At 71.2% G+C, this 23,244-nt stretch carries 19 protein-coding genes and 1 pseudogene; 12 read left to right on the plus strand and 8 right to left on the minus strand.

Annotated elements, in window-relative coordinates; all coding sequences use genetic code 11:
* Positions 1-274: 274 nt before the first annotated feature.
* From ACWDAK_RS34650 to ACWDAK_RS34660, 3 genes are all read right to left on the minus strand, one after another.
* Entirely contained in the window at positions 275-637 is a 363-nt protein-coding gene (locus tag ACWDAK_RS34650; RefSeq protein ID WP_427395748.1) for a DUF5132 domain-containing protein, read from the minus strand.
* Between the two features lie 754 nt (positions 638-1,391).
* On the minus strand, positions 1,392-1,592 hold the full coding sequence (locus ACWDAK_RS34655; RefSeq protein ID WP_344635973.1) for a DUF5132 domain-containing protein: 201 nt from the start codon (positions 1,590-1,592) through the stop codon (positions 1,392-1,394).
* 159 nt (positions 1,593-1,751) lie between these two features.
* Positions 1,752-3,482 (minus strand): DUF885 domain-containing protein, encoded by a 1,731-nt coding sequence (locus tag ACWDAK_RS34660; RefSeq protein WP_344635974.1) that lies wholly within the window; start codon positions 3,480-3,482, stop codon positions 1,752-1,754.
* Between the two features lie 132 nt (positions 3,483-3,614).
* On the opposite strand from ACWDAK_RS34660, the gene ACWDAK_RS34665 reads away from it, so the two are divergent.
* From ACWDAK_RS34665 to ACWDAK_RS34685, 5 genes are read left to right on the plus strand one after another with little or no spacing between them, the layout of a single operon-like run.
* Positions 3,615-5,198 carry an ABC transporter substrate-binding protein gene (locus ACWDAK_RS34665; RefSeq protein ID WP_427395749.1) on the plus strand — a complete coding sequence of 528 codons (1,584 nt, stop codon included), beginning with the start codon at positions 3,615-3,617 and terminating at the stop codon, positions 5,196-5,198.
* Between the two features lie 5 nt (positions 5,199-5,203).
* Positions 5,204-6,190: an ABC transporter permease gene (locus ACWDAK_RS34670; RefSeq protein ID WP_427395750.1), complete on the plus strand. Its 987-nt coding sequence runs from the start codon at positions 5,204-5,206 to the stop codon at positions 6,188-6,190.
* Positions 6,191-6,192: 2 nt separating this feature from the next.
* On the plus strand, positions 6,193-8,106 hold the full coding sequence (locus ACWDAK_RS34675; protein WP_427395751.1) for a dipeptide/oligopeptide/nickel ABC transporter permease/ATP-binding protein: 1,914 nt from the start codon (positions 6,193-6,195) through the stop codon (positions 8,104-8,106).
* Positions 8,103-8,897: an ABC transporter ATP-binding protein gene (locus ACWDAK_RS34680; RefSeq protein WP_427395752.1), complete on the plus strand. Its 795-nt coding sequence runs from the start codon at positions 8,103-8,105 to the stop codon at positions 8,895-8,897. Before ACWDAK_RS34675 ends, ACWDAK_RS34680 begins: the two co-directional genes overlap by 4 nt.
* On the plus strand, positions 8,894-10,225 hold the full coding sequence (locus tag ACWDAK_RS34685; RefSeq protein ID WP_344635979.1) for an NAD(P)/FAD-dependent oxidoreductase: 1,332 nt from the start codon (positions 8,894-8,896) through the stop codon (positions 10,223-10,225). The genes ACWDAK_RS34680 and ACWDAK_RS34685 overlap by 4 nt, the downstream gene beginning before the upstream one ends.
* Positions 10,226-10,306: 81 nt before the next feature.
* On the opposite strand, the gene ACWDAK_RS34690 is transcribed toward ACWDAK_RS34685, so the two are convergent.
* On the minus strand, positions 10,307-11,488 hold the full coding sequence (locus ACWDAK_RS34690) for an alpha/beta fold hydrolase (RefSeq protein ID WP_427395753.1): 1,182 nt from the start codon (positions 11,486-11,488) through the stop codon (positions 10,307-10,309).
* 350 nt (positions 11,489-11,838) lie between these two features.
* Positions 11,839-12,648: an SDR family oxidoreductase gene (locus ACWDAK_RS34695; protein ID WP_449806528.1), complete on the minus strand. Its 810-nt coding sequence runs from the start codon at positions 12,646-12,648 to the stop codon at positions 11,839-11,841.
* 183 nt (positions 12,649-12,831) lie between these two features.
* Here ACWDAK_RS34695 and ACWDAK_RS34700 point away from each other — a divergent pair.
* From ACWDAK_RS34700 to ACWDAK_RS34725, 6 genes and pseudogenes are all read left to right on the plus strand, one after another.
* Positions 12,832-13,012 (plus strand): annotated as a pseudogene (locus ACWDAK_RS34700) (transposase); the annotation flags it as partial.
* Between the two features lie 298 nt (positions 13,013-13,310).
* On the plus strand, positions 13,311-15,065 hold the full coding sequence (locus ACWDAK_RS34705) for an ABC transporter substrate-binding protein (RefSeq protein ID WP_427395754.1): 1,755 nt from the start codon (positions 13,311-13,313) through the stop codon (positions 15,063-15,065).
* Between the two features lie 361 nt (positions 15,066-15,426).
* A complete protein-coding gene (locus tag ACWDAK_RS34710) occupies positions 15,427-16,305 on the plus strand; it encodes an ABC transporter permease (protein WP_344636189.1) in 879 nt (292 codons plus the stop codon).
* On the plus strand, positions 16,302-17,288 hold the full coding sequence (locus tag ACWDAK_RS34715) for an ABC transporter permease (protein WP_344635983.1): 987 nt from the start codon (positions 16,302-16,304) through the stop codon (positions 17,286-17,288). The genes ACWDAK_RS34710 and ACWDAK_RS34715 overlap by 4 nt, the downstream gene beginning before the upstream one ends.
* Complete coding sequence (locus ACWDAK_RS34720; RefSeq protein WP_344635984.1) at positions 17,288-18,286, plus strand: ABC transporter ATP-binding protein; 999 nt, start codon at positions 17,288-17,290, stop codon at positions 18,284-18,286. The genes ACWDAK_RS34715 and ACWDAK_RS34720 overlap by 1 nt, the downstream gene beginning before the upstream one ends.
* Entirely contained in the window at positions 18,283-19,284 is a 1,002-nt protein-coding gene (locus ACWDAK_RS34725) for an ABC transporter ATP-binding protein (RefSeq protein WP_344635985.1), read from the plus strand. The genes ACWDAK_RS34720 and ACWDAK_RS34725 overlap by 4 nt, the downstream gene beginning before the upstream one ends.
* A 160-nt stretch (positions 19,285-19,444) precedes the next feature.
* Here ACWDAK_RS34725 and ACWDAK_RS34730 read toward each other — a convergent pair whose 3' ends face one another.
* The 3 genes from ACWDAK_RS34730 to ACWDAK_RS34740 all read right to left on the minus strand — a co-directional run bounded on the left by ACWDAK_RS34730 (position 19,445) and on the right by ACWDAK_RS34740 (position 22,770).
* The gene (locus ACWDAK_RS34730; protein WP_344635986.1) at positions 19,445-19,822 is read right to left on the minus strand and encodes a YrdB family protein; all 378 of its coding nucleotides are present in this window, start codon (positions 19,820-19,822) and stop codon (positions 19,445-19,447) included.
* A gap of 87 nt (positions 19,823-19,909) precedes the next feature.
* On the minus strand, positions 19,910-21,988 hold the full coding sequence (locus ACWDAK_RS34735; RefSeq protein WP_427395755.1) for a S9 family peptidase: 2,079 nt from the start codon (positions 21,986-21,988) through the stop codon (positions 19,910-19,912).
* A 110-nt stretch (positions 21,989-22,098) separates the two neighbouring features.
* Entirely contained in the window at positions 22,099-22,770 is a 672-nt protein-coding gene (locus ACWDAK_RS34740) for a GNAT family N-acetyltransferase (protein ID WP_344635988.1), read from the minus strand.
* 210 nt (positions 22,771-22,980) lie between these two features.
* Here ACWDAK_RS34740 and ACWDAK_RS34745 point away from each other — a divergent pair, with 210 nt between their 5' ends.
* Positions 22,981-23,118 (plus strand): hypothetical protein, encoded by a 138-nt coding sequence (locus ACWDAK_RS34745; RefSeq protein ID WP_427395756.1) that lies wholly within the window; start codon positions 22,981-22,983, stop codon positions 23,116-23,118.
* Positions 23,119-23,244: the final 126 nt, after the last annotated feature.

Below are 23,244 nucleotides of genomic sequence, written 5' to 3' on the forward strand. Positions count from 1 at the left end.
CCGGCTGCGGCACCCAGCAGAGATGACATGTGTACGATCACCTGTTTGCAGAGGTCGCAAAAACCGCCACGGGCACGACGGATTACTGCGACAGATCGGAAATTCTCGAGGTCGGGACTACTTGCTTTTCTAGCGCACTACCGGCCACCGCGTGGGCGCGTTTCCCATGGAAGGAATGCGCGCCCACACGGAGAACCCTCAACCGGTCGACAGGATCCGGGAACTCGCACAACAGCCGGCACAGAGACGATCCGGACTGTCACCCCGGCCTGCCTCAGAGCGTCTTTCCGGAACCCGCGGTCGCGCGAATCTTGGCAGCCGCCCGGACATCGCTCTCGGAGCGGCCGGCGGCGGACTCACCCCTCCCGCTGTCGGAGGCACCGCCGGTAGCGCTCCTCGCGCTGTCGGCACCATGAGGCATCATGTCTCCCGCGGCGATCTGAGCCGCCACCATCTCGGCGGCCACCTCGGCCGCGAGGTCGTGAATGTTCTCTCCGGCCTCGTGGGCCGCCTTCTTCACCTCCATCGCGAGACCGACGGACGTCTTGACGACGCCTCGCATCAGCGGCTTGAGAAGACGCTTGGCCAGTGGTGCGACGATCAGGCCGACCAGGAAGGGCGGTACGACGGGCGGCATGGTTCTCCATCCTCTCAACACATACGTACGACAGGCGCTCCGGCCACTGGGGACACCGGAACAGCGCACAGCTAGGCGGACGGAAGCACCCACTCCGGAATTCAGGATCCGCGTCACGCCGAACAGACCGGGACACTTCCCGCGCAGAGCTGAGAATTTCGCTCCCCGGGAAATATTCCCAGAACTATTCGACGGACGGTTCGCATATCCGGAGGGTCCACACATCCGATGCTCCCGCATTGCGAGACCCAGCGCCCGCTGATCGACACGCTAGTCGATTCATGTCGGTCCGGACCAAACCAGATCCACCTGTTTCACCCATGCGAGTGCTCTTCAACCCGCCAGGAGGAACGGTCCTCACCAACAGTGACACTCACTCCGCCACAACCATCTCATGCTATTTTCCGAGACCATTAGCCATTGCCACGGTTGCGATGTCTCCGCTTCCCGCAGCCCCGCCAGGGCAGGGCTGCGGGAAGCGTGGTCGCGGCCGGGGAAGCCGCCGTCCGCCATCCGCTCGCCGCGGCGCCGGCGCCCGAGGCGACAGGCGCCGGATCCGCCGCGATCGAACCGGAACGCGTCACGGATCGCGCTCGGCAAACCGGCCTTCACTCTGATCAGCCGCCGGAGGAGAGACGACACCGCCGCGACGGGACAGCGGAGAGACGCCACGAAGACCGCATGTGAAATGCCGGCTCGGCACCCGTCGCTCACACACGGTCACGCAACGCGGAATCAGCTCGCCGTCGCCCGCCTAGGCCTTCTCGGGCGCGAGCTCACCCACCGGCTGCCCGCCGCCCCTCATGTCGGCACTCACCTCGGCGGCGAGGTCCTGGATGCCGTGGCGCGCCTCCTGGGCGCACTTCTTCACATCCATGACCACCCACACGGACGCCTTGACTACTCCTCGCGCCAGTGGCTTGACGATTCTCTTCGCCAGCGGAGACGCGATCATCCCGGCCAGAAAGGGAGGGAGAACAGGTGGCACGACCATCAGTTACCTCACAGGAGAAGACTGGACTGGAACCTGCAACGTTCGACCGACGGATCGTACTGATTCGTTCACACAGCGAAGCCAGCGCCTTACGGAGCGTTCCAATCGGTTCACATTAGTTCACCCGTTCGGTCCTCTCCCGTCCGTTCCCAGCTCACGTGCCACCCGGCGACGCAGGGCAGGCCACGGAAGCGCACCGCCGTCCAGCACCACGTCATGGAAGACCCGCACGTCGAATCCGGCGCCGGCACGCGCCTCGGCATCCGCTCGCAAGGCGCGGAACTCCACGTACCCGGCGCGGTAGGCCAGTGCCTGTCCCGGCAGGTCGCTCGAGTAGCGCAGCAGGTCCGTCGCGGTCTGGACATCGGACTGCGTCGAATGCTCCCGCATCAACGCCCGTGCCTGATCGAGCGCCATCGTCCCGAGGTTGAGGCCGGTGTCGACGACCAGACGCGCGGCGGTGAACCGTTCCTGGGTGAGCCGCCCGTACGCCTCCCAAGGGTCGTCGTAGAGGCCCATCTCCCAGCCGAGTCCGGCCGCGTACTCGGCCCAGCCCTCGTTGAACGCGTTGAACGCGGCCACTTCGCGCCGCAGGTCGGGCAGGGTCTCGTTCTCGGCCTGACGGGCCAGGTGGAAGTGGTGTCCGGGCGCGAGCTCATGGTAGATCAGCGAGGCCGCGCCGAGCAGTGAACGGTTCGACAGATCCGACCCGTTGTACCGGTACCGCCCGACGGGCTGGCCGGCGGTGGGCTGCTCGTAGTAGCCGTACGTCATGCCCGCCTCCAGTGCCGGATCAAGGCGTGCCAGGCCGTACGGAGCGCTGGGCAGGGTCGCGAACCAGCGGGGCAGCTGGAGCGAGAGCCGGTCGAGGTGGCTCCGGTAGCAGGCTTCGACGTCCTCGGGGGTCCGCGCGTGGAGGCGGGACTGACCGGCTAGCCGTTGGTGGAACTCGGACTCGGTCCCGGAGAAACCAAGCGCGGAGCGGACCGCACGCATCCGCTCGGCGAGCTCACGGCAGTGTTCCAGACCGAGTTCGTGAAGACGCTCGGGCGGGGTGTCGCTCGTGGTACCGGTCCGGACGAAGGATCGGTACGCCTCCTCTCCGCCCTCGTACTGGGCCCACCCGACTCTCCCGGGGGCACGCTCCAGGTAGGCCGGATCCCCGATGACGGCCAGCAACCGGTCGAACGCCGGCTCCAGCTCCGCGGCCACCGACCGCGTCACCCCGTCGCGCAGCCGGCTGCGGCTCGCCCGCTCGAGGCCGGCGAGCCGCCCGTCGTCCACCTCGACGAAGCGCGCGGTCGAGGCGCGCAGCGCGGTGATCGTGGCGTGGGCGCCGGGCAGGGCGGGGGCGGGGATCCGGAAGCCCCGCGCCGCCTGTCCCGCCACCTTGTCACCGATGGTGCCGACGGATGCCGCGAGATCGTGCAGGACCGCCAAGTACCGGTCGACATCGCTGTGATCGCCGAAGACGAAGGGGCGGAACACCGCGTCGCCGTACAGCGAGAGGTTGAACAACTGGTACGGCGTGGCGGTCGGGGTCAGCCAATGGAACCGGCCCGCCTGCACGTCCTGTTCGGCCAGCGCCGCGAGGAAGCCGGCGGAGTCGGCGTCGGGCCCGGACAGGCCGCCCGCCTCCAGCGCGCTGACCCGTTCCAGGACGTCGAGTGCGAATCGGGCTCGCTCCTCGGCCTCCTCGGCGGACCCGCCCGGCAGCGACTCGACGGGCAGCCCGCGCCGGACCCGCAGCAAGGGCTCCCGGGCGAGCAGGAAGTCCCAGTATCTGCCCACGAGTTCGGCGATCTCTCCGCTGCTTTCCTGGGCGCTCTGAACTGACTGGTGCGTCGTCACGGAGCAAGTGTCGTCGCGTGGCGGTCCGGCAACCCGCCAGCACGACATCGTCGTTGAGCGAAGTCCTCCGAAAGGACGAAACGAGTCGTTCCGGCTCCGGCCCGACGGCCGCTCGGTGGCACGATGGCCGCCATGCACCGTCGAACCCTCCCGGTCCGGATCGCGGTCGTGGCCGCCGTCATCGTCGCTTCGGCCGGGTGCAGCGGTAACCTCCCCACGCCGTCCGCGAGTTCCCCGGTGGTGATCGGCGGGACAGTCAGGGTGGCGACGGCTTCCGAGATCGCCAGCTTCGACCCGTACTCCGCGTTCGGCACCGGGACGGCCCGCTACGCCTACGACTCACTGATCAACGTGGCAGCAGACGGGGCTGTGGTGTCCGGCCTCGCGACGAACTGGCAGGCCAGTGCCACCTCGGCCACCTTCACCCTCCGTCCGGGCGTGACCTGCTCCGACGGGACGGTGCTCAAGGCGTCCGACGTGGCCAACGCCCTGACGTATGCGAGCGATCCGGGGCGCCAGCTGGCCGGTGCCCAGGCGACGCTGCCCAGCGTCCCGTTCACCGCGACGGCCGACGACCCGGCCGGCACGGTGTCGGTGACGACGGCGGCTCCGTACAGCTTCCTCACCCGGACCCTCGGCCTGCTCCCCATCGTCTGCCCGGCCGGTCTGAGGGACCCGAAGTCGCTGGCGCGAGCCAGTTCGGGCACCGGCCCGTACGTACTGAGCGGTTACACCCCGGGGGGCCCGTACGTCTTCACCCTGCGCGAGGGTTACGCGTGGGGTCCGGGCGGAGCGACCAACGCGGCGCCCGGCCAGCCCGCGAGGATCGTCGTCTCGGTGGTACCGCAGGCCTCCACGGTGGCGAACCTTCTGCTCACCGGCGGTGTGAACATCGCGACGGTGAACGGGCCGGACCGCTCCCGGCTCACCGGGCGCGGCCTGGGCGCGGTCGAGGTACCGACCGTCGTCGGGCTGACCTTCTTCAACGAGCGCCGCGGCCGGCCGCTGGGCGACCCGGCCCTGCGGCGCGCCCTGGTCGCCGCCCTGGATCGCGCGGGGCTCGCCAACGTCGCGGCCGGCGGCACCGGGAAAGCGGCCACCCACTTCACGGCGACCGACGCCGTCTGCCACACGGACCTGGCTGCGGCGAACCTGCCCGCCGGCGACGCCGAACAGGCACTGCGGTCCGCGGGTTGGACGAGGACGACGGACGGCCGACTGGCCAAGGACGGCCGCGTCCTCCACCTGCGCCTGATCACCAGTCCCGACGTCGGCGCCACGCTGCCGTCGGTCGCGGAGCTGATGGCGCGCAGCTGGACCGCGCTCGGCGCGCAGGTCCAGCTCGTCAGCGAGAACCTCAACGCGCTGGTGAACGCCATGTACCAGGAGGCGAACTTCGACGTCGTGGTCGGCAGCACCCCGGGATTCCTGCTTCCCGCCGCCTTCGTCCCGTTCTTCTCCGGCCCGTCCCCCGCGGAGGGGCTGAACTTCGCGGGCATCGACAACCCGGAGTACTCCCGGCTGGTCGCGCGGGCCCTCCAGGAACCCGACACGGCCGGGTGCGCGACCTGGAACGAAGCGGCCACCGCGCTGTTCCGCTCGGCCGACACCCTGCCCATCGCGGACGGTGCGAGCACGGTCTACGGGTACCGCACGACCTTCGCCGTCGGCTTCGGCGGCGCGGTCGTCCCGACCAGCATCCGGCTTCACGGATGACCGGGATGAGCGGCATGACCGCCCGCCTCGCCGTCCTGGCCCGGCGTCACCCGTGGTCGACCTTCTGCTGCCGGCGCGCGGTGCGGCTGACCGTGTCGCTGTGCGCCGTGCTCACCGGGTCGTTCGCGATGATCCACCTGATCCCCGGCGACCCGGTCCGCGCCGCGCTGGGCATCGACGCCGCACCCGGACTCGTTGCCGCAAGGAGGCACCAACTCGGCCTCGACCAACCGCTCGTGGCGCAGTTCCGGCACTACCTGTCCGGTCTCGCCCACGGGGACCTGGGCGTGTCGCTGGTGACCGGCCTCCCCGTCGCGGAGCTGCTCAGGACGCGGCTGCCGGCCACCCTGGAGATCGCGGCACTGGCCTTCCTCTGCACGGTCCTCGTCGCGTTCCCGGCAGGACTGCTCGCCGCGATCCGCACCCGCGACGGACGGCACCCGCGCAGCGAGCTGGTGTTCACGGCCGCGACGGCCGCGCTGACGGGTCTGCCGGACTTCGTGCTCGCCGCGGGCCTGACGGCGGGGCTGGCGGTCGGTCTCGAACTGTTCCCGATCGCGGGTGGGACGGGCGCTCGCTCACTCGTGCTCCCCGTGCTCGCGCTGGCACTCGCGCCAACTGCCGTACTGGCCAGGATCGTTCGGGTGGAGGCACTCAAGGTGCTCGCAGAGGACTACGTCCGCACCGCCCGGGCGAAGCGGCTGCCGGCCGTCGTCCTCTACCTGCGGCACGTGGCACCGAACATGCTGGTCGGGTCGTTGACGATCGCGGGCAACCTGTTGCCCGCGCTGATCGCGGGGACGGTGCTCGTCGAGAAGGTCTTCGCCTGGCCGGGTGTCGGCTCGGCGCTCGCGCAGTCCGTGGTCGCGCACGACTACCCGGTGGTGCAGGCGATGGCACTGGTGCTGGGAACGGTGGTGCTCGTCGCGAACTTCCTGGTCGATCTGCTCCTCGGGCTGCTCGACCCCCGCTCGACGATCCGGGAGATGTGACCTTGACGGCCTCGCTGCTTCCCCGGGCGCCACGGGTCGGCTCCCGTCCCGCCGTGCTCTCACCGATGGCCGTCCTGGCGGTGGCCATGGCCGGCTCGCTGCTCTTCCTGGCCGTCGCCGGGCCGGTCATCTGGGGGTCTGCGGCCGAACGCCTGGATCTGTCGGCGGTGTTGCAGGGGCCGTCCGCAGCACACCCGGTCGGGACGGACAACCTCGGACGCGACCTGTTCGCCCGGGTGTTGACGGCCACCCGGCTCTCGCTGGTGCTCGCGCTCGCGGCGACGCTGCTGGGTGCGGTGGCGGGGGTGGTGTTCGGTTCGCTCACCGCCGTCGTGGGGGGCCGCAGCCGTCGGCTGTTGGGCTCGTTGGTCAACCTCCTGCTGGCCTTCCCCGGCCTGCTGGTCGCGATGTTCTTCGCGGTGCTCTTCGGTGCCGGAGCGGTCGGTGCGGTGCTGGCGCTCGCCATCGGCTCCATCCCGGGCTTCGCGCGCCTCACCCAGACCCTCGCCGCCCGCGTCGCGGACACCGACTTCATGGCCGCGGCACGCGTCCTGGGCCTGCGTCGCCACCGCCTCCTGTGGCGCCACGTCCTGCCGAACATCGCCGAGCCGTTGCTGCTCAACACCACGATCTCGGCGGGCTCCGCACTCGTCGCGCTCTCCGGGCTGAGCTTTCTCGGGCTGGGCGTACAGGCACCCGGTTACGACTGGGGGCAGTTGCTCAGCCAGGGACTGGACCGCATCTACGCCGAACCGCTGCCGGCGATCGCGCCGGGCCTGGCCATCGTCTACGCCGCCTTGACCTTCCAACTGCTCGGCGAGGTGCTGGCCCAGGCTGCCGCCCGACGCCACGGCGGCCTGCCACGCGTGCCCGGGCAGGCAGCGCGCCCCGCCTCCCCGGTGCCCCCGGCCACCGACGACCACGTCCTGGAGGTCGAGGACCTCACGGTTGCCATCGCCACCCCCGACGGGGTGAGCCACCCGGTCCGCGGCATCAGCCTCGCCCTGCGCCCCGGGGAGATCGTCGGTCTGGTCGGCGAATCCGGCTCCGGCAAGTCACTGACCGCGCTCGCCCTCGCCGACCTGCTGCCCGAGCAGGCGCGGGCCGCCTGGCGGACCAACCGCTTGCTGGGCACCGACGTCGACACCATGACCCCCGGGGCCCGCGACAGGCAGCTCGCGACCGGGCTGGCGATGGTGTTCCAGAACCCGGCCTCGGCCCTCAACCCGTCGCTCCGGATCGGGACACAGCTCACCGAGGCGGCGCGCACCCATCTCGGCCTCAGCCGGTCGGATGCCCTCGCACAGGCCCGGCTCACCCTCACCCGGGTGGCACTGCCGTCGCCGGACCGGCTGCTGCGCTCCCGCCCCCACCAGCTCTCCGGCGGCCAGCGCCAGCGGGTGATGATCGCGACGGGCCTGATGACACGACCCCGGCTGATCATCGCCGACGAACCGACGACGGCGCTCGACGTCAGGGTGCAGCGGCAGATCGTGGAACTGCTCCGCGGCATCCGGCGCGAAGCGGCCACCGCGGTCCTGTTCATCAGCCACGACGTCGCCCTCGTCGCTGACCTGTGCGATCGAGTCCTCGTCATGTACGGCGGGTTGATCGTCGAGTGCCTCCCGGCCGCCCACCTCGCCACCGACGCGCGGCACCCCTACACCCGGGCGCTGGTCGAGTCGGCGCCCGACCTGTCCGCCGACCGCGACCGCCCGCTGCGGACCATCGACGGCTTGCCGCCGGATCCCCTCTCCCCGGGCCCCGGTTGCCCGTTCCAGCCGCGCTGCACCAACCGCCAGGCCCGGTGCGCGGAGGAGCACCCGCCCCTGTCCGACCTCGGCGTCGGCCATCGGGTGGCCTGCTGGCACCCGATGCCGCCGGCGGCACCGCACATCAAGGCGGCGCTCACATGACCGGTCTGACGCTCCGTGATGTCACCGTCCGGTACCACGGGCCGACCGGCATGGTCACGGCCGTGGACCGCGTCCGGTTGGAGGTCCCCGAGGGCAGAACGGTCGGACTGGTGGGCGAGTCCGGCTCGGGGAAGTCGAGCCTGGCCCGGGCGATCGTCGGCCTCGCGCCCACCAGCGGGGGTGAGATCCTGATCGGCGGCCGTCCGGCTCACACCCGCACGGTCCGCAACCGGCGTCGGCTGGGCCGGCAGGTCCAGATCGTCTTCCAGGACCCGGACACCGCGCTGGACCCGCGGATGACCGTACGGCAGACCCTGCTCGAGGCGGCGACCGCCTTCCGCAGGCTCGACCGCGGTGCCCGCGAGCCGCACGTCACCGAACTGCTCGACCTGGTCGGCCTCGACCCGAGAGTCGCGGACCGGCTGCCACGGCAGCTCTCCGGCGGTCAGCGCCAGCGCGTCGCCATCGCCCGTGCCGTCGCCGTCGATCCCGGCGTCCTGATCGCCGACGAGATCACCTCGGCGCTCGACGTTTCGGTCCAGGCGTCGGTCCTCAACCTGATCCGTGAACTGCAGCGCAGGCTGGGCCTGTCCATGCTGTTCATCGGGCACAACCTGGCCGCGGTCCGGTACGTCTCCGACGTCATCGCGGTCATGTACCTCGGCCGGATCGTCGAGACCGCCCCGACCGAGGAACTGCTGTCCGATCCGCAGCACCCGTACACCCGCTCGCTGCTCGCCGACGCCCCGAGTCTGCACACACCGCCTCGCAGGACGGACACCTCACGATGACTCCTGAACGGTCCGACACCGTGCCGATGGGCGCGGACGCGGTGGTGGTCGGCGCCGGGGTGATCGGCGCCGCCGTCGCCTACGAGCTGGCGCGCACCGGTCGGCGCGTCCTCGTCCTCGACAAGTCGGGCGGAGCCGGACACGGGTCGACCAGCTCCTCCAGTGCGATCATCCGGTTCACCTACTCCACCCGGGACGGTGTCGCCACCGCCTGGGAGTCACAGCACCACTGGTCCAACTGGGCGACGTACCTGAACCGCTCCGGCCGGCGTCCCCTCGCCAGGTTCCACCGCACCGGGGCCGTGGCGCTCGACGCGCCGTTCCCCCCGACCTCGGCCTTCGTCTCACTCTTCGACGATCTCGGCGTCCCGTACGAACTGTGGGACACCGCGACGCTGCGCAGGCGGGTCCCCGGCATCGACCCGGGACGGTACTGGCCCCCGAAGTCCCTCCGTGACGACGCCTTCTTCGCCGGACCGACCGGTGAACTCGGTGCCCTGTTCATGCCCGACGCCGGCTTCGTCGACGACCCGCAGCTCGCGGCGCAGAACCTGGCGGACGCCGCGGCCGAGCTGGGCGTGCGATTCCTGTTCCACCGCACCGTGGTCGGCATCGACCGGCGGGCGGACCGGGTGTCGGGCGTCCGGCTCGCCGACGGCACCGCCGTGGCGGCTCCAGTGGTGATCAACGCGGCCGGCCCGTGGTCGGGCGAACTCAACCAACTGGCGGGCTTGGGCGCCGAGTTCACCGTCGGGGTACGGCCGCTGCGCGAAGAGGTCCACCAGGTCACCGCGCCGCACGGCTACGGCACGGAGAAGACCCTCGGCCCGGTGCTCGCCGACCTCGACCTCGGCAGCTATCTGCGCCCGGCCGCCGGCGGACACCTGCTGATCGGCGGGACCGACCCGGACTGCGACCCTCGGGAGTGGATCGACGACCCCGACACCGCGAAACCGTATCCAACCGTGGGCCGGTTCCAGACCCAGGTGACCCGGGTGGCGCGCCGCTTCCCGGGACTCGCCGTTCCGAACCGGCCCAGCGGCACCGCCGGTGTCTACGACGTCGCCGACGACTGGACACCGATCTACGACCGCACCGACCTCGGCGGCTACTACGTCGCCATGGGCACCAGCGGCAACCAGTTCAAGAACGCCCCGCTGGCCGGCCGGTTCCTCGCCATCCTGGTCGAGCGCATCGAGGCCGGGCACGACCACGACCGCGACCCCGTGCACTACACCTGCGAACACACCGGCAACGTCGTCAACCTGGGAGCCTTCTCCCGCAAGCGCCCCGTCGACAAGGACTCCCCCCGCTCCGTCATGGGTTGACGGAACGGGGGGAAGTCGTCTCCGTGCTCAGGGAGTTGTCACACACGAGCCGCCCGCGGTACACCGGCCGCCGGGTGTCGGTCAGCCGCCTGGCTCGCTGGACGGCGGTCGCCGCTCCTCCGCGATCTCGTCGACCAGATTCCGCACCACCTCGGTCACGAACTCCGGTACCTCGTGCGGGAAGTTGTGCCCGGTGCCCTCCGGGGTGTAGACCCGACGCGCCCTGGTCGAGGTGGCCAGGAACCGGCTTCTGGTGTTGAGGTAGAAGCGGCGCAGCCGCTCGGCCTGGACGGGATCACCGACGGCATCCAGTATCTCATCGCCACCGGTGAGGTCCCGAGGAGTGACCAGCAGGAGGCGCAGGTCCGCCAGATCGCCGTCATAGACCACGGTCTGCCACCCCCGCCGGGCCATCCCGATCGGTGACAGCTCGCTGTAGATGGACGCGGCGGCGCAGTCCGACCCCGTCTTGAAGGCATCGATCTGCGTCGTACAGGCCGGCGGCGTCCGGGCCGGCTCGACGGCACCCTGCGGCCCGTCCGTGCCACGACCACGGCCACGGTGAATGCCGAACAGATGGCACAGTGCGGCCCGCAGGTGAGTCGCCCGGGATCGCGTCAAGGACCGGTTCGGCATCGCGTAGACGATGACGTCGGGAGGCGTCGGATCGAGCAGGACCAGCCCTGCCACGAGCTCCGGCCGGCGCCGGGCGGCGTTGGCGGCCAGCAGCCCGCCGAAGGAGTGCCCCACCAGGACGAACGGCCCGTCCAGGCCGGCTCTTTCCAGAGCCGTGAACAGTTCCACGGCTTCGGTCGCCGTCGTCCGCGGGAACGGGCCGACATCACTCCACCCCGATCCGGGCCGGTCGACCAGGACCGACCGGGTCGTCTCCCGCAGCACCGCGTGCAGCCGGTGGAACTCGTGGCCGGACGCGTGCCCGCCGGGCAGCCAGACGACCGTCGGCTTGGTCGCGGACTCACCTTCGACCAGCACGTGCATCCGGTATCCGCCGACGTCCACCAGCCGACCTGGCGGCGGGCACTTCGCCCGCACCTGGGCGAGGCAGACCAGATGACGGACGGATCCCAGCACCATCAGTACGGCGACGGCGACCACGATCCCGCCGATCACACGGGCCCAGGTCCCGCTCAGCCCGAGACTCCACGCACCCGCGCCGCCGACCAGCAGGGCGATCGGCAGCCCGACCCAGTCCCGGCTGATCACCGCGAGCAGCCCGTTCATGGCACGCCCGTCCTGCCTCATCCGCGCTCCGTCTCAGCCGCCGGACCCAGCTGCCGCCCATCACCTCTTTTCCTTGTTTACACACTCCTAAGCGGGCTGACCCAGGCGAACGCGCATACGAGGGAGTTTCACGCCACCCCCGGTGCCCCTCCGGCCACGCGCGGCAGGCCGTACCGCTCGGCCGCGAGGACGCTCCCCGGTGACGGCGCAGCACCGTCGGAATGATCCGCCCCAGGATGATCCACGCAATGATGATCCCCCACAGGATGAATTTCCCGAGGCTACCGGGCGGGGCCGCCCACACGGGCGAGGACGGACAGTCCGAACGGGCGGAGCGAGTCGGTGCGTTCCCACTCCGCCGCCGGCAGGGTTCAATGCTCCTGGGCCGTCGGGCGCACCATGATCTCGTTGATCGCGGTGTGCGGGGGCTGGGTGACCATGAAGGCGATGGATCGGGCGATGTCCTCGGCCCGCAGCCAGGAGTCCTGCGCCATGCCGCGGGCTGCGGCGAACCCGGGGCCGGTCGCCATCTCCGTCGAGGTCAGTCCCGGCTCGACCACGCCCACCCGGACGCCGCGTCCGGTCGACTCCTGACGAAGGGCCTCGCTGAACGCGCACACCGCGTGCTTCGTCGCGGAGTACACGCCGTTGTTTCGGCGCACCACACGGCCCGCGACCGAGCTGACACTGACCAGATCGGCAACCCCGCGCGGGCCGTACGCCGCCGCGCGCAGCAGATGCGGCAGCGCCGCCTGCGACATGTGCAGGACCGCCGTCAGGTTGAGGTCGACCATTCGGTCGAGATCCTCGGGGTCGATGTCCTCGACCGCCCCCATCGCGACGTAGCCGGCGTTGTTCACCAACACGTCCAGCCGCCCGAACCGCCTGACGGCCTCCTCGACGGCGCGCCGGGCCCGTGCACTGTCACGCAGATCGGCGGTGATGGCGGCGCACGAGCCACCCGCCACCCTGATCGTCGCCGCCAGTTCCTCCAGCCGCTCGGTGCGCCGGGCCACCAGCGCGAGCGCCGCCCCCTCCCGGGCCAGTGCCAGGGCCGTGGCTGCCCCGATACCGCTGGACGCACCGGTCACCAGCGCCACGCAGCCCGACAACGGTGCGCCGCCCTGGGTCGTGGCCTTGGTGTTGTCGGCATTCTCGGCGTTCACACCATTGGGACCCATGCTGGCAGCTTGCACCATACGCCCCTCGACCGCCTCCCACCGAGGTGCTCCCAGTCGTCTCAAGGGGCGCCCGGAAGCTCAGCGAGCCGGGGTGTCTGGTTCCTCTGAAATCGAGAGGCCACTCGGCCAGCCGCTCGCTGGCCACCATCGGTCCCACGCCCTGCCGCAAGGTGTGCGGGCCACGGCGTGCACCCGAAAGTCCGGCTCGGGCAGGCGTGCTCGCGTACTGCTCGGGGTGCGGCGGGACGGCACCAAGGAGTTGATCGCGCCCGCGGAGCGTCTACGCGAGTCGGCCGAGTCGTGGGCCGACCTGCTGCGTGACTGCCGCCGTCGGGGCATGCGCGACCCCGAACTCGTCGTCGGCGCCGAGCTGGCTGACCACCCCACAAGCTCGTCGCAGCCGGTGCAGTCGTTCTGAAGCGCTACGCGATCTGGAGGAGGGCCGCCGGTGAACTCCCGTGCGGGGCCGGGGAGGTGCGGCACGGACACAGCTCGATAACGGGCGGCGCCACCTCTTGTGCAGTGCAATTTCACATTATTATGTTACGGGTCACACGGTGGAGCGGCCAGACCTCGACGGTCGCCCTCCCGGTCGGGCCTCGGACCACCCACCGGGGCGGATCACGGGCTTCACGGCAGGCCCCCCACAGCGGAGTTGCTACATGACCAGGCGCACCCACGCCGCCCTCGCGGCAGCCCTCGCGGCGACCCTCACCCTCGGCCTCGGGGCCTGCAAGAACGACAAGAGCGACAACGGTGGTGACGCTTCGGCGGCCGGCACTGCCAAGGCCCCCGGCGCCGCCTCCGGGACGATCGTCGGCGGCACCCCGGTCAAGGGCGGCACCCTGACCGTCCTCTCCAACCAGGACTTCGCCCACCTCGACCCGGCCCGCAACTGGACCATGCCGAACATGGACTTCGGCATCCGGCTGCTCTACCGCACCCTGGTCACCTTCAAGGCCGAGCCGGGCGCCGCCGGCAGCGAGATCGTCCCCGACCTCGCCACCGACCTCGGCAGATCCTCGGACGGCGGGAAGACCTGGTCCTTCACCCTCAAGGACGGCGTCAAGTACGAGGACGGCACTCCGATCAGGTCCGCCGACATCAAGTACAACGTCGAGCGTTCCTTCGCCCCGGACCTCACCGGCGGCCCCGACTACGCCCAGCAGTACCTGGCCGGGGGCGAGAACTACAAGGGCCCGCTGAACGGCGAGCACCTGGCCAGCATCGAGACCCCGGACGACAAGACCGTCGTCTTCCACCTCAAGCGCCCGGTCGCCGAGTTCTCCTACACCGCGACCCTGCCGACCTTCGCGCCCGTGCCGCAGTCCCAGGACAAGGGCACCCAGTACGACCTGCGACCGTTCTCCTCCGGCCCGTACAAGATCGAGACCTACGACCGCGGCAAGCAGTTGGTCCTGGTCCGCAACAGCAACTGGGACCAGTCCACCGACCCGGTCCGCAAGGCATACCCGGACAAGATCGTCGTCGTCCAGGGCCTCAAGGGCGGCCAGGTCGACGACCGGATCATCGCGAGCGAGGGCGCGGACGCCTCCGCCGTCGAGTGGATGAACCTGCGCCCGGAGTCGATCGCCAAGGTGCTACCCAAGCCGGACGTGAAGTCCCGGCTGATCGCCGAGCAACAGGGCTGCACCGACATGCTCTACCCAAACACCTCCAAGGCGCCGTTCGACGACCCGAAGGTGCGCGAGGCGCTGATGTACGCGGTGGACCGGGACGCCCAGGTCACCGCGTACGGCGGCCCGGCGATGGCCGACGTGGCCACCTCCTACCTGCCGCCCGCACTGAGCGGCGGCGCCAAGCAGGACACTCTGAAGATCGCCCCGACCGGCGACCCGGAGAAGGCCAGGCAGTTGCTCAAGGACGCCGGCAAGACCGACCTCAAGGTCTCGCTGACCGTCTCCTCCGGTGACAAGACCCGGGCCGAGGCGCTCCAGCAGTCGCTGGGCAAGGCCGGCATCCAGGTCACCATCACCACCGCCGACCCGTCGGTCTACTACGACACCATCGGTGACACCAAGAGCGCGCCCGACCTCGCCATCCTCGGCTGGTGCCCGGACTACCCGTCGGGTGCCACCTTCCTGCCCATGGTCTTCGACGGCCGCAACATCAAGGAGAAGGGCAACCAGGGCAACGTCGAGCAGTTCCGCGACCAGGCCACCTCGGACCGGATCGACCAGATCAACGCGATGAGCGACGTCACCGAGGCCAACAAGGCGTGGATGCAGCTCAGCGAGGACCTGCTGAAGAAGGCGCCCACCGTACCGCTGCTCTGGCAGCGCCGCCCGCTGCTGGCCGGCACCAACGTGGCGGGCGCCTTCGGCCACCCGGTCTGGACCGGCCAGTGGGACTTCGCCACCATCGGTCTCAAGGACCCCTCCAAGAGCAAGGGCTGAGGGGCCGTCCGTGATGGGTAACACCACCCCTTCGGGGGCCGAAGACCGCGCCGCCGGTGTCGACCGTGACGATCAGCGGCTCCGCCGCGGGGACGAGCGACGAGCGAGCGGAGGGGGCGCCCGTCCCCCAGCCCTCGGCCGGGGGTACCCCCGGGCCCGGAGGCTGGGGGAGAGTGCCGGAGCTGGGGGCACATCCCCCAGCCTGGCGGCTGGGGGGACCCCCACCCAGCCGCCAAGGCCGGGGGCGGGCGTCGACACCGGATCACGAGCAGCCGGAGGCGAAGAAGGAGTCACAGCGCCCGTCACCGCGCCGGTCGCGGAGGCGGGCCCCGCGAAGGCCGCCGGCCGTGGGCCGTGGCGGCTGGTCTGGGACCAGCTCCGGGCCAAGAGCTCGGCCCGGTTCGGCCTGGTCACGGTCGCCCTCCTGGTCCTGCTGGCCGCACTGGCCGGTCCGCTGAGCGCGCTCGGCGGCTGGTCCCCCGAGGAGTTCGACAAACGCGCGATCGACCCGTACCTCGGCGGCCTGCCGATCGGCGACTTCGGCGGGATCGGGACCCGGCACTGGCTGGGCGTCGAACCCGGGACCGGGCGCGACCTGTTCGCCCGGGTGCTGCACGGTGGCCAGGTCTCGCTGCTGATCGCGTTCACCGCCACCGCCGTGGTCGTGGTCACCGGCACCCTGGTCGGGATCGCGGCCGGCTACTTCGGCGGCCGCACCGACGCCGTGCTCTCCCGGCTGATGGACCTCACGATGTCCTTCCCATCCCTGATCTTCATGATCTCGATGATGTCGGTGGCCGAGGACGTCAACCGGATCCTGCTGATGACCTTGGTGATCGGCATGTTCGGCTGGCCCGGCATCGCCCGCGTGGTGCGCGGCCAGACCCTCTCGCTCAAGCACCGCGAGTACGTCGAGGCCGCCAAGGTCGGCGGCGCGCGCTCCTGGCGGATCCTCACCCGGGAGATCCTGCCGAACGTCTCCGGCCCGATCATCGCCTACACCACGCTGCTCGTCCCCGGCATGATCGCCACCGAGGCTGCGCTCAGCTACCTCGGCGTGGGCGTGCGCCCGCCGACACCGTCCTGGGGCCAGATGATCGCCGAGAGCATCAGCTTCTACGACACCGACCCGACGTACTTCCTGATCCCGACGGTCTTCCTGTTCCTCGCCGTGCTCGCCTTCACCCTGCTCGGCGACGCGCTGCGCGACATCCTCGACCCCCGGGGAGGCCGGTCGTGATCCTCTACCTCGGTCGTCGACTGCTCGCCGCGGCCGGCATCCTGCTGGCCGTCTGCGCGATCACCTTCACCATCTTCTACCTGCTGCCCTCCGACCCGGCAGTGGCCGCCTGCGGCAAGACCTGCAGCCCCGAGCGGGTCGCCGAGGTCAAGACGGCGATGGGCCTGGACAAGCCGGTCTGGGAGCAGTTCGCCACCTACATCACCGGCATCTTCGCCGGGCGTGACTACGGCAGCGGGCCCAGCGCCACCCACTGCGGCTTCCCCTGCCTCGGCTACTCCTACGAGTACTCGCTGCCGGTCTGGAACCTGCTCACCGACCGCCTGCCGGTCTCCGTCTCGCTCGCCATCGGCGCGGCCGTGCTCTGGCTGGTCCTCGGCCTCGGCGCAGGCGTCACCTCGGCGCTGCGCAAGGGCGGGGTCACCGACAAGACGCTGATGGTGCTCTCGGTCGGCGCCGCTTCGCTGCCGGTCTACTTCACCTCGATCATGCTGATCTGGGGGATCGTCCGGACGGCCGGGCTGCTGCCGTACCCGGCGTACCACCCGTTCACCGAGAACCCGGTCAAGTGGGCCTCCAACCTGCTGCTGCCGTGGATCGCCCTGGCCCTGCTGTACGCGGCCATGTACGCCCGGCAGAGCCGCAACTCGATGATCGAGGCGATGGCCGAGCCGTACATCCGCACCGCCCGGGCCAAGGGCCTGCCGGCCGGCACCGTCGCCGTCAAACACGGGCTGCGCTCGGGGATGACGCCGATCCTCACCATCTTCGGCATGGACCTCGGCGGGCTGCTGGCCGGCGCCGTCATCACCGAGTCGATCTTCGGCCTGCCCGGTGTCGGACGGCTGTTCTACGACGCGCTGGTCCGCTCCGACCAGCCCGTCATCCTCGGTGTCACCCTGCTCGCGGCCTCCTTCATCGTCGTCGCGAACCTGCTGGTCGATCTGCTCTACGCGTACGTCGACCCGAGAGTGAGGTACTGATGTCCCTCTTGGAGGTGGAGGACCTCAAGGTCTCCTTCGACACCCCGCGCGGCACCGTCCGGGCCGTGGACGGCATCTCCTTCGCCGTCGAGGCCGGCCGCACGCTCGGCCTGGTCGGCGAGTCCGGCAGCGGCAAGTCGGTCACCTCGCTCGCCGTCATGGGCCTGCACCGAGGCGCCGCCGTCACCGGCTCGATCCGGCTGAGCGGGCAGGAGCTGGGCGGGCTCGGGGAGCGGGAGCTGGGCACCGTCCGGGGCCGCCGGATCGCGATGATCTTCCAGGACCCGCTGTCCAGCCTGCACCCCTTCTACACCGTCGGGGAGCAGGTCGCCGAGCACTACCGGGTGCATTTCAAGGCCTCCCGCAAGGCCGGCCGGGCACGGGCGGTCGAGATGCTGGCCGAGGTCGGCATCCCGGAACCGGCCCGCCGGGTCGACGAGTACCCGCACCAGTTCTCCGGCGGCATGCGCCAGCGCGTGATGATCGCCATGGCGCTCGCCTGCGAACCCGACCTGCTGATCGCCGACGAGCCCACCACGGCCCTCGACGTCACCGTCCAGGCGCAGATCCTCGACCTGATCGCCCGGATCCAGCAGGAGCGCGGCCTCGGCGTCGTCATGATCACCCACGACCTGGGCGTGGTCGCCCGGGTCGCCCACGAGGTGCTGGTCATGTACGGCGGCCGGGCGGCCGAACAGGCCCCGGTAGACCGGCTGTTCGCCGCCCCGGCACACCCGTACACCCGCGGCCTGCTGGACTCGCTGCCCCGCCTGGACGACACCGAAGACGCCCCGCTGCGGGTCATTCCCGGCAGCCCGCCGTCGCTGATCTCCCCCGCCCCCGGCTGCTCCTTCGCCCCGCGCTGCGCCCGCACCACCGCCGCGTCCACCGAGGAGCATGCCCGCTGCCTGGCCGAACGCCCCGCGCTCGGACCGCTCGCCCCCGGCCACCAGGCGGCCTGCCACCTGCCGCTGGTGCCGGAAGGAGCGCGGCCGTGACGGTCACGACTGACACCCTGCTGTCCGTGAGGGACCTGGTGAAGACCTTCCCCGGCCGGCCCCGGCGCACCGGCCGGCCCGGCGCACCGATCCGGGCCGTGGACGGGGTCAGCTTCGACGTCGGCAAGGGCGAGACGCTCGGCCTGGTCGGCGAGTCCGGCTGCGGCAAGTCCACCACCGGGCGGATGATCGTCCGGCTGCTCGACCCGACCTCGGGCACCGTCACCTTCGAGGGCACCGAGATCGGCGGGCTCTCCCAGGCCCAGCTGCGGCCGCACCGGCGGAACCTGCAGATGGTCTTCCAGGACCCGTACTCCTCGCTCAACCCCCGGCAGACAGTGGCCCGGATCGTCTCCGAGCCGCTGTTGATCCAGGGGGCGAGCGCGGCGGACGCTCGCGAGCGGGCCGGCGAGCTGATGGAACTGGTCGGGCTGACCCCCGAGCACCTCGACCGCTACCCGCACGAGTTCTCCGGCGGGCAGGCGCAGCGCATCGGCATCGCCCGCTCGCTGGCCACCTCGCCGAAGCTGGTCATCGCCGACGAGCCGGTCTCCGCGCTCGACGTCTCCGTCCAGGCCCAGGTGGTCAACCTGATGGAGCGCCTCCAGCAGGAGCTCGGCCTGGCGTACGTGTTCATCGCACACGACCTCTCGGTGGTCAAGCGGGTCTGCGACCGGGTCGCGGTGATGTACCTGGGTCGGATCGTCGAGATCGGCGACAAGGCCGAGGTGTACGGCAACCCCGCGCACCCGTACACGAAGGCGCTGCTGTCCGCCGTGCCGCTGCCGGACCCGGCGGCGGAGCGGACCAGGGAGCGGATCGTGCTGCTCGGCGACCCGCCGAGCCCGGCGAACCCGCCGGCCGGGTGCACCTTCCATCCGCGTTGCCCGAAGGCGCAGGAGAGCTGCCGGACGGAGCGTCCTCTGCTGCAGATCGTCGGCCCGGGCGGCCGGCAGGCGGCCTGCCACTTCCCGGAGGTCCGAGGACCGGGCCTGTAGCGCATCGGCCGCGCTCGCGCATCGGCCGTGCTCGCCTTCGGGGCACGCCTTCGATGAAGCGCGAGGTGATGTCTCGCGTGTCACGGGTCACCTGGAAATGGCCTGGCGCAAGCGGCAGGGGCGCCGCACCACCGGTGCGACGCCCCTGTCCGACGGCCCGTCAGCGGGTGCTGTACTCCACCGCCACGCTGACCACCACCAGCACCCCGTACACCGTCGCGAGGGTGGTCCGCCCGGTGCCGTACAGGGCGAGCGCGGCCGAGCCGAGAACGAGCAGCTTGAGCACGATCTCCACGGCGAGCGGCTGCCGGAACCTCGGCCCGCCCGCGGCCAGGAACAGGCCCCAGAGCGTGGCCGCCAGAGCCGGCGCGCCGAGCCCCAGCAGCAGCCGGAGCACCAGGTTGGAGCCGGTCCTGAACCCCCAGTAGCAGAGCGCCGCCAGCATGGCGAGCTCCAGCCCGAAGGCGAGTCCGCCGTTGACCACGGTCAGCGGTGTCCACTGCCGCTGCCCGACCGGGCCGGGTCCGTCGATCCTCATCCGTGCGCTCTCCCCGTCTCGCCGCGCCGCCCGGGACGGGCGGCGACCACGCGGAGTGTCGCAGCCCGTCCCGGAGAACTCAATGGATCACCCCAAAGCGGAGCGCAGGAAGGCGAGTTCGGCCTGGGTGACCTGCTCGTTCACCCCGCCCGGGGTCAGGTGGGTCACGCCCGGCAGCGGCAGCACGCTGTGCGGGCGGCCGGCCTTGGTGAGCGCCTCGGAGAGCAGCAGGGTGTGCGAGGGGTGGACGTTGTCGTCGGCCAGCCCGTGGATCAGCAGCAGCGGCCTGGTCAGCCCCGGCGCGTCGGTGAGCAGGCAGTCGTCGGCGTAGCCCTCGGGGTTGTCCTGGGGCAGGGCGAGGTAGCGCTCGGTGTACGCGGTGTCGTACTGCCGGAAGTCGGTGGGCGGGGCGCCCGCGCTGGCGGCGTGGAAGACGTCCGGGCGGCGCAGCACGGCGAGCGCCGCGAAGTAGCCGCCGTACGACCAGCCGCGCACGCCGACCCGGCCGAGGTCGAGGTCGGGGTGGCGCTCGGCGAGCGCGTGCAGGGCGTCGACCTGGTCGTCCAGCGCCACCTGGGAGAAGCGGCGGAAGATCGCCCGGGTGAAGTCCGGGGAGACGAACGGGGTGCCGCGGTTGTCGGTGGTGACCACGGCGAAGCCCTGGTCGGCCCACCACTGGCGGAGCTGCCAGCGGCGGGGCTCGGCGGCCACGGCCTGGAAGCCGGGCCCGCCGTAGACGTCCAGCAGTACCGGCAGCCCGCGGCCTGGACTGTGGTCGCGCGGGTACACCACGGCCGTGGGCAGGGCGCGGTCGGTGACCCGGGCGAGCTGCGGGCGCACCCGGTGGGGCAGCGCGGCGCTCAGGTCGGCGAGCTGCAGCTCGCGGCCGTCGAGAAGGCCGTCGAGCAGCAGGCGGCGGCGGATGCCCTCGGCGTCGGCGGAGGTGAGCAGCAGGGTGTTTGCGGCGGCGAGCGCGGAGTGCGCGCCCGGGCCGGTGGTGAGGAGTTCGGGGGCGCCGCCGTCCGGGTCGATCAGGTGGACGTACTGGTCGGCCGGGTCGCCCCGGCCGGTCTCGCAGAGCAGCCGGCCGCGCCACCGCCCGACCACCCGGCGGATCTGCAGCCCGGTGGTGTCCAGCGGCTCGCCGTCCAGGGCGAGGCCGCGGGCCTGCGGGGTGTCGTGGGCGGTGAGCAGCCGGCCGTCGGACAGCCGGGCGGGTGTACCTGGCAGGTCGTCGACCCAGAACTCGTCGGTGGTCCGGGAGAGTTCGCGGGTCTCGCCGGTGGCCGGGTCGGCGGTCAGCAGCAGCACGTTCTGCTGCAGCCGGTCGGCGACGGTGAGCAGCAGTTCCTCGTCCGAGGCCCAGGAGGCGGCGCAGACGTACGGGAACGCGGCGGCGTCCCAGCGCAGTCGGACCCGGCTGCCGTCGAGGCCGAGCACCCAGAGCTGGACGTCCGCGTTGGGGCCGCCGGCCTGAGGGTAGGCGAAGTCCTCGGCCGGGTCGCCGGGGTGGGCCGGGTCGGCGAAGTACCGCCGGGGGAGGGCGGATTCGTCCACCCGGGCGGCCAGCAGCGCGCGGCCGTCCGGGCGCCACCAGTGGCCCCGGGAGCGGCCGAGCTCCTCGGCGGCGGCGAACTCGGCGACGCCCCAGCGGGCGCCGTCGGCGGGCGAGAGCGGTGTGGGCTCGGGGGTGACGTAGAGGGCGTCCTCGGCGACGTAGGCGACGCGCTCGCCGGTGGCGTCCGGCCGGGGGTCGAACGCGGGCCCGGCGACGGGGAGTTCGGTACTGGTGCCGGTGGCGGTGTCGGTACGGAACAGCCGGCCGTCGAGGACGAAGACCGCGGTGGAGAGGTCGGCGGTGGCCGCGTAGCCGCCGATCCCGGCAGCGACCAGCCGGATGCGCTCACGCAGCCGACGCTCCAGGGTCGGCAGTTCGTCGCGGTGGCCGCTGCGGCCGGGGGCGAGCGCGGCGGGGTCGGCGACGAGCCGCTCCTCGCCGGTGGCGGTGTCGAGCAGGTGGAGGCGGTCGACGGGATCCTCGGGACCGGTCGAGCGGAGCAGCAGCAGCCGGGAGCCGTCCTCGGCGAGGGTGTACGCGCGCGGCGCGCCGAAGGTGAACCTGCCGGTACGGGCACTGAGGGCGAGGAAGGGGTCGGTGAGGGTCACGGCTCGATCGTGGTCGCGCGTGCGGTGCCCGGCCAGTAGCCTGACATGTGAAATGTCACACATTAATCGTGCCTCACGTGCGCGGCGCCTACGACCAAAACCCCCTGGAGTCATGAGCCGCTGGAGCTGTGTGGTGAACCCAGGCCGAACCAGGGCAAGCACTCCTGCAGTCCCTCGATCTTCACTGGAACCAGTTGGTGCTCTCGCCATTGCTCAGAGGTGAGGCGAAGCCGGCGGAGTACGGCGGCCTGTGCGCGTACGACGTGATGCTCGATGCCGTCGTCGCGGTACCCCAGCTTGCCTGATACCCCCAGCGAAGCTGTGTTGTCAGCAAATGCGCCGGAGACGGCGTGCTGCGCGTCGAGTCCGGCGAAGGCCAGGTGGAGAACTGCGGCGCGCATCTCGGTACCCAGGCCCCGATGGTGGTATCTCCTGCCGAGCCACGAGCCGCTGTGTACTTCACGACGTATCACGAAGTCCCGGGCACTGATGCCTTGTGTGCCCACGACGACGCCGTCTTGCAGCACTACGAGGTTCAACTCCCAGTCTTCCGGCCGCCACTCGCCCCAGCAGCGCCAGTGGTACTGCAGGACGCTCTGAGCCCGCTGCTCAGGCGCGACGTCGGTCCATGCGACCGTGAACGGCTGCACGGCCGGGTCATGCACACCTTCAGCAGCCAGAGAGGCCAACGCGGCGAGCTCGCCCGGACTCGGCAACCGCAGTTCCAATCGCGGGGTGGTCAGCCGCAGTCCAGCAAGCGGCCAGTGTGTCATCAGGCTCATGGTCAAAAATTCTCCCGATCTCTCGCCACCGCGACCACTGGATATCGAAGGGAAGGCACGGCCTTCAGGCTCTCGGCTGGGGCGCCGAGCCGGTGAACCGATGCGGTCACAGCACCAGCCAAGGACGGCTCACGATGACGGAGCCCCAACTCCAACTGGTACCCGCAGATCGCCACCCTGGGCCGGCACCACCCGGTCTACGCAATCGACATGCTGGACGACCCCGGCCGCAGCATCCAACGCGCCGTCGCGGCCGGTTCCACGGAGAACGCGGCCTGGCTCAGCGAGGTCCTCGCCGGGCTCGGGTTGGAACGGGTCCACCTGGTCGGCTTCTCCTACGACGGCTGACTGGCCATCAACCAGGCCATCCACCGCACAGCAAACGCACACTTCCCGGCTAGCCCCGGCAGGATGAAGCCCACATCACCCGCGCCTTCGGCAAACTGAACGTCCGTGACCGCACCCAGGCCGTGA

The organism is Kitasatospora sp. NPDC001175 (genome assembly GCF_053598215.1).

Bases quoted from the DNA above. Each gene is read 5' to 3' on its own strand.
- ACWDAK_RS34685 (WP_344635979.1), top strand. From the start codon at position 8,894: ATGACTCCTGAACGGTCCGACACCGTGCCGATGGGCGCGGACGCGGTG.
- ACWDAK_RS34665 (WP_427395749.1), top strand. From the start codon at position 3,615: ATGCACCGTCGAACCCTCCCGGTCCGGATCGCGGTCGTGGCCGCCGTC.
- ACWDAK_RS34650 (WP_427395748.1), bottom strand. From the start codon at position 637: ATGCCGCCCGTCGTACCGCCCTTCCTGGTCGGCCTGATCGTCGCACCA.
- ACWDAK_RS34705 (WP_427395754.1), top strand. From the start codon at position 13,311: ATGACCAGGCGCACCCACGCCGCCCTCGCGGCAGCCCTCGCGGCGACC.
- ACWDAK_RS34740 (WP_344635988.1), bottom strand. From the start codon at position 22,770: ATGAGCCTGATGACACACTGGCCGCTTGCTGGACTGCGGCTGACCACC.
- ACWDAK_RS34730 (WP_344635986.1), bottom strand. From the start codon at position 19,822: ATGAGGATCGACGGACCCGGCCCGGTCGGGCAGCGGCAGTGGACACCG.
- ACWDAK_RS34695 (WP_449806528.1), bottom strand. From the start codon at position 12,648: ATGGGTCCCAATGGTGTGAACGCCGAGAATGCCGACAACACCAAGGCC.
- ACWDAK_RS34670 (WP_427395750.1), top strand. From the start codon at position 5,204: ATGAGCGGCATGACCGCCCGCCTCGCCGTCCTGGCCCGGCGTCACCCG.
- ACWDAK_RS34745 (WP_427395756.1), top strand. From the start codon at position 22,981: ATGCTGGACGACCCCGGCCGCAGCATCCAACGCGCCGTCGCGGCCGGT.
- ACWDAK_RS34680 (WP_427395752.1), top strand. From the start codon at position 8,103: ATGACCGGTCTGACGCTCCGTGATGTCACCGTCCGGTACCACGGGCCG.
- ACWDAK_RS34720 (WP_344635984.1), top strand. From the start codon at position 17,288: ATGTCCCTCTTGGAGGTGGAGGACCTCAAGGTCTCCTTCGACACCCCG.
- ACWDAK_RS34655 (WP_344635973.1), bottom strand. From the start codon at position 1,592: ATGATCGCGTCTCCGCTGGCGAAGAGAATCGTCAAGCCACTGGCGCGA.
- ACWDAK_RS34690 (WP_427395753.1), bottom strand. From the start codon at position 11,488: ATGAGGCAGGACGGGCGTGCCATGAACGGGCTGCTCGCGGTGATCAGC.